Raw genomic sequence first — 4179 nt, forward strand, 5'->3', positions numbered from 1 at the left:
GATCGGGCTTGTCGGCAGGCACAGTATCTTGTCCTGGCCCAGCAGGTCGTCCAGGCGGGCGCGGGCCCGCTCGCGAAACGCCTTGGGACCGACCAAGTCGCCCTCAGTCAGCTGGCTCGCGAGCGTCAGACTGCGGCCGACCTCGATCGAGAAGCGCGGCACGCAGCGCTCGACCCAGGGGCGGAAGGTCTTGCCAAACTCGCCGGCTTGGAGCTTGCGCTGGTTCTCCGACCAGGCGAGCAGGTCGCCTTCGCCCAGTGCCACCTCGCTGCGCTTGCCGAACGCGCCGGAGATTCGCTCGACCACTGGCGCCAGCGCCGACCGGACCTCCGGCACTGCGATGTCGAAGCAGTCGGTGGCGATCAGCAGTTCCGTTGGCATCGCCGTTATCGCCTTCGACTGCAGCAGGACCTCGCCGACCTTCACGAAGGTCGCGGCGTCCGCGCCGAACCAGCCGCAAGTATCAAAGCTAGGCGACTGAGTGTCCATGCCCTCTACGGAGATGCGGCCGTGGGTCGGGCGCAGGCCGTAGAGGCCGCAGAAGCTGGCCGGTGTGCGCACGGAGCCGCCGGAATCGGTGCCGAGCGCGGTATCGACCAAGCCGCCCGCCACGGCCGAGGCGGAGCCGCTGGAGGAGCCGCCCGGCACCCGGTCCGGGGCCTTGGGGTTGAGGGGCGTGCCGTAGAACTGGTTGCGGCCGATCAGGCCCAGGGAGATCTCGTCGGTAATGGTCTTGCCGACCAGGGTGGCGCCGGCGTCCAGCAGGGCCTGAACCGCCCAGGCATGCTTGCGGGCCGGCGGGTGGGTGCGCTCCCAGTCCGGGTTACCTCCGCCGGTACGATAGCCGGCCACCGCGAATAGGTCCTTGGCTGCGAACGACATGCCCGCGAGCGGGCCTGTCCTGGCACCTTGGACGACACAGTCGACATGCGGCACGAGTGCGCCGAATTCGTCCTTCATCCTTCGTCTCAGGCTTTCTTGATCGTGCGGAAGTCGACGTGGTTGTGGAACCAGTAGACGTAGTTATCGACGTTCGGCTGCATGGCGATGTCGCCAAACAGCTGCGCCAGCGGGATGCGCGGCACGTCGGCCATCACGATGCCGACCATCTCGGTCAGCGCAGCCTTGTAGGCGGCGTCGTCCTTGGCGAAGCGGGCGATCTCGATCTGCTCGTCCAGCCTCGGGTTGACGTAGTTGCAGGTGTTGAAGACCGAGTTGTTGCCGCCGTGATAGGTCCAGAAGAAGTGGTACTCGGGATAGTCGAGCCACGGGTAGAACTCGGCGATCACGAAGGGCATGGACTTGGAGGCCATGTTGGCGAACCAGTTGGCGCCCGGCACCTTCTCCAGCGTGACCTTGATGCCGATCTTGCCGAGCGATTCCTGGACCAGCAGGGCGATCGGCTCGCGGGTGGTCGACTGGCTGAGGTCGAAGGACAGGGTAGTCTCAAAGCCGTCGGGATAGCCGGCCTCGGCGAGCAGGGCCTTGGCCTTGTCCAGGTCGGTCGAGAAGGGGGAAGGGGTCGGCCAGGTCGGCGGGAAGCTGGTGGTGGACGGATCCGCGCCGAACATGGGCACGCCGCGGTTGTAGAGGGCGCCGTCCATGATCTGCTGGTAGGGAATCGCGTAGGCGATCGCCTGGCGGACCTTCAGGTTGTCGAACGGCTTCATTTGCACGTTCATGTCGATGAACAGGAGGTCGCCCTGGATCGGCGTGCCGACGACCTTCAGATTCCCGCCGGCGGCCAGCTCGGCATAGTCCTTGGGCGGCAGGCCGGCCGAGATGTCGACGTCGCCCTTTTCCAACAGCGCCCGGCGCGTGCCCGGCGAGGCGATCTGGCGGACGACGACCCGCTTCAGCTCGGGCAGCGGACCGGACTTCCAGTCGTCGAAGCGGCTGAGCACCAGCTGGTCGCCCGGCTTCCAGCTCTGGACCTTGAAGGCGCCGCCACCGGCATCGTTGCGCTGGCTCCATTCCAGGCCCCAGGGATCGGCCTCGGTGGCATTCTCCAGCACCAGCTTCTTGTTGACGATGCAGGGGATGGGCACCGCCAGGTCGGGAAGGCTCAGCTTGTTGGCCTTCTCGAAGGTGATCTTGAAGGTGTGCTCGTCGACCACCGAGAACTGGTTGGGGCTGGTGAGGGAGCCGGCCGCCATCTGGACGGTCGGGAAGCCGCCTGCCGCCACCGCCCGGTCGAACGACCACTTCACGTCCTCGGCGGTGACGGGGGTGCCGTCGTGGAAGGTGGCGTCCCGGCGCAGGTGGAAGATCATGGTCTTCCCCTCGTCAAGGATCTCCCAGCTTTCGGCCAGTTCCGGCTCGAACATGGTGGCGTCGTAGCCCTGCGCGCCGTTCGGCATCTTCTTGGTGCCGTGGCTGACCAGGCGGTCATAGACCTGCCAGGCGACCATGCGCGACTGGTCGTTCGCCGCCGGCAGCATGGTCTCCAGCGAGTTCGGTCCCATCTCGTTGACGAGGATGAGCACGTCCTTGGGCGTGGCGGCCTGGGCCGGGCGATAGCCCATGGCGGCCAGTGCGGCGCTGCCTCCCAGGAGGCCGAGCGAGGTTCTGCGATCCATCTTGATCATGCGGGGCGCTCTCCGAGGGAAGTCAGTGGGGCAGCGGGTTCTGCGTGGCGCCCATCGTCAGGCCGAGCGCTCGATGGTAGGCGGCGCCAAAGCCTAGGATCCGGTTGTCCTGGAAGGAGGGGGCGATGAACATCAGCCCCTGGGGCAGGCCATCCGGGCGTAAGCCGTTCGGCACGGCAAGTGCGCAGAACTCCATGAGGTTCACGAAGTTCGTGTAGGTGCCCATGATCGCGTTGCGCTCGATGTTCTTTTCTTCGAGTTCAGCGATGGTGAAGGTGGTCGGCGTGGTGGGCGTCACCATCACGTCGACGTCCTCGAACAGCTTCATCGCGATCTTGCGGTAGGCTGCTAGCTTGTACTGGGCGACGAAGACGTCGGCGCCGCTGTACCTGGTGCCCCAGGACAGGATCTCGCGGGTGGCCGGGTGGAACCGGTCGCCGCATTTCTCCCAGACAGGGCGCAGGTTGGCGTAGCGCCGCGCGATGAACGCGTCCTCGTAGAGGAGCTTTGCCGCCGCATGGAGCGGGGCGTAGTCGAACTCCACCGCAGTGCCGCCCATGCCCTCCAGGCGTGCGATGGCGGCATCGAACAGGGCCTCTGCGGCCTGGTCGCCGAAGAACAGGCGGCTTCCCTTGGACGGCACGGCGAAGCGGAAGCTCTCGGGGAGCGGGTCGATCTTCAGGTCGAAGCTCGCCGCCTCCGGCAAGGAGAGCGGGTCGTCCTCGACGTGCTGGATCAGCTGCCGGATCGCGTGGACATTGTCCTCGACGGTAAGTGTCAGCACGGTGTGGCTGGCGCCCATGCCGGCGGCGGAGATGCCGAGCGGGACCAGGCCGTTGGTGGGCTTCAGGCCCACCAGGTTCTGCAGGGCGGCCGGGACTCGGCCCGAGCCCGCGGCGTCGCCGCCCAGCGCGAAGCTGACCAAGCCGGCCGCGACAACGACGCCGCCGCCGGAGGTCGAGCCGCCGGAAATATGGTCCTGGCTGAACACGCAGGACGGGATGCCGTAGTCGGTGCGCACCCCAACCACGCCCATGCCGAACTGGTCCATGTTGTTGCGGCCGATCGCGATGGCCCCCTTGTCTAGGAGGCGCTGCACGATCGGGTCGGTCTCGGTCGCGAGGTACTCGCTGGCCCGGCAGGCATTGTTGGTCGGATAGCCGGCGAGGTCGAAATTCTCCTTGATGCCGAAGGGCAGGCCATAGAGCGGGTGGCTGTCCGGCGAGGCGCCGGAAGCTTCCAGTTCAGCCGCAGCCGCCAGGGCCCGCTCGCGCGGGATGATCAGGGTCCAGGCCGGATCGGCGCCGCGGGCGGCGATGCGGTCGTAGACGGCTTCGACCACCTTGCTGGGGGTGAGGGTGCCGGCACGATAGGCGGCGTGAAGGGTGCGGAAGTCGAGGCTTCCGGTCTCAGGGGACCAAGTCATCGGTATCAGAGGCCCAATTCGACGAGAAGCGGCGGCCAGGCATCCTTCCAGGGTCTTGCCTGCTCGAAGGCGGCGGAGACCTTCAGCACCATCGGGTCGTCCAGGTGGCGACCGATGATCTGCAGGCCGACCGGAAGATTGTCCTTGGTGAAGCCGGCGGGGATG

General features: G+C 66.9%; 3 protein-coding genes. All 3 read right to left on the bottom strand.

The annotated features are described in order from the left end of the window. On the bottom strand, window positions 1–960 hold a 960-nt coding region (locus EQG76_RS26655), incomplete at its 3' end, for an amidase (protein WP_159717929.1). Window positions 961–968: 8 nt separating this feature from the next. Beyond that, window positions 969–2588: an ABC transporter substrate-binding protein gene (locus tag EQG76_RS26660; protein WP_200841151.1), complete on the bottom strand. Its 1620-nt coding sequence runs from the start codon at window positions 2586–2588 to the stop codon at window positions 969–971. 22 nt (window positions 2589–2610) lie between these two features. Continuing rightward, entirely contained in the window at window positions 2611–4014 is a 1404-nt protein-coding gene (locus EQG76_RS26665) for an amidase family protein (RefSeq protein ID WP_159717931.1), read from the bottom strand. Between the last annotated feature and the right edge of the window lie 165 nt (window positions 4015–4179).

The sequence above is a fragment of the Geminicoccus flavidas genome (assembly GCF_009806515.1).
Classification (GTDB): domain Bacteria; phylum Pseudomonadota; class Alphaproteobacteria; order Geminicoccales; family Geminicoccaceae; genus Geminicoccus; species Geminicoccus flavidus.

What these genes read in the sequence shown, in the direction of transcription:
- EQG76_RS26660 (WP_200841151.1), bottom strand. Translation starts at nt 2,588, where the DNA reads ATGATCAAGATGGATCGCAGAACCTCGCTCGGCCTCCTGGGAGGCAGC.
- EQG76_RS26665 (WP_159717931.1), bottom strand. Translation starts at nt 4,014, where the DNA reads ATGACTTGGTCCCCTGAGACCGGAAGCCTCGACTTCCGCACCCTTCAC.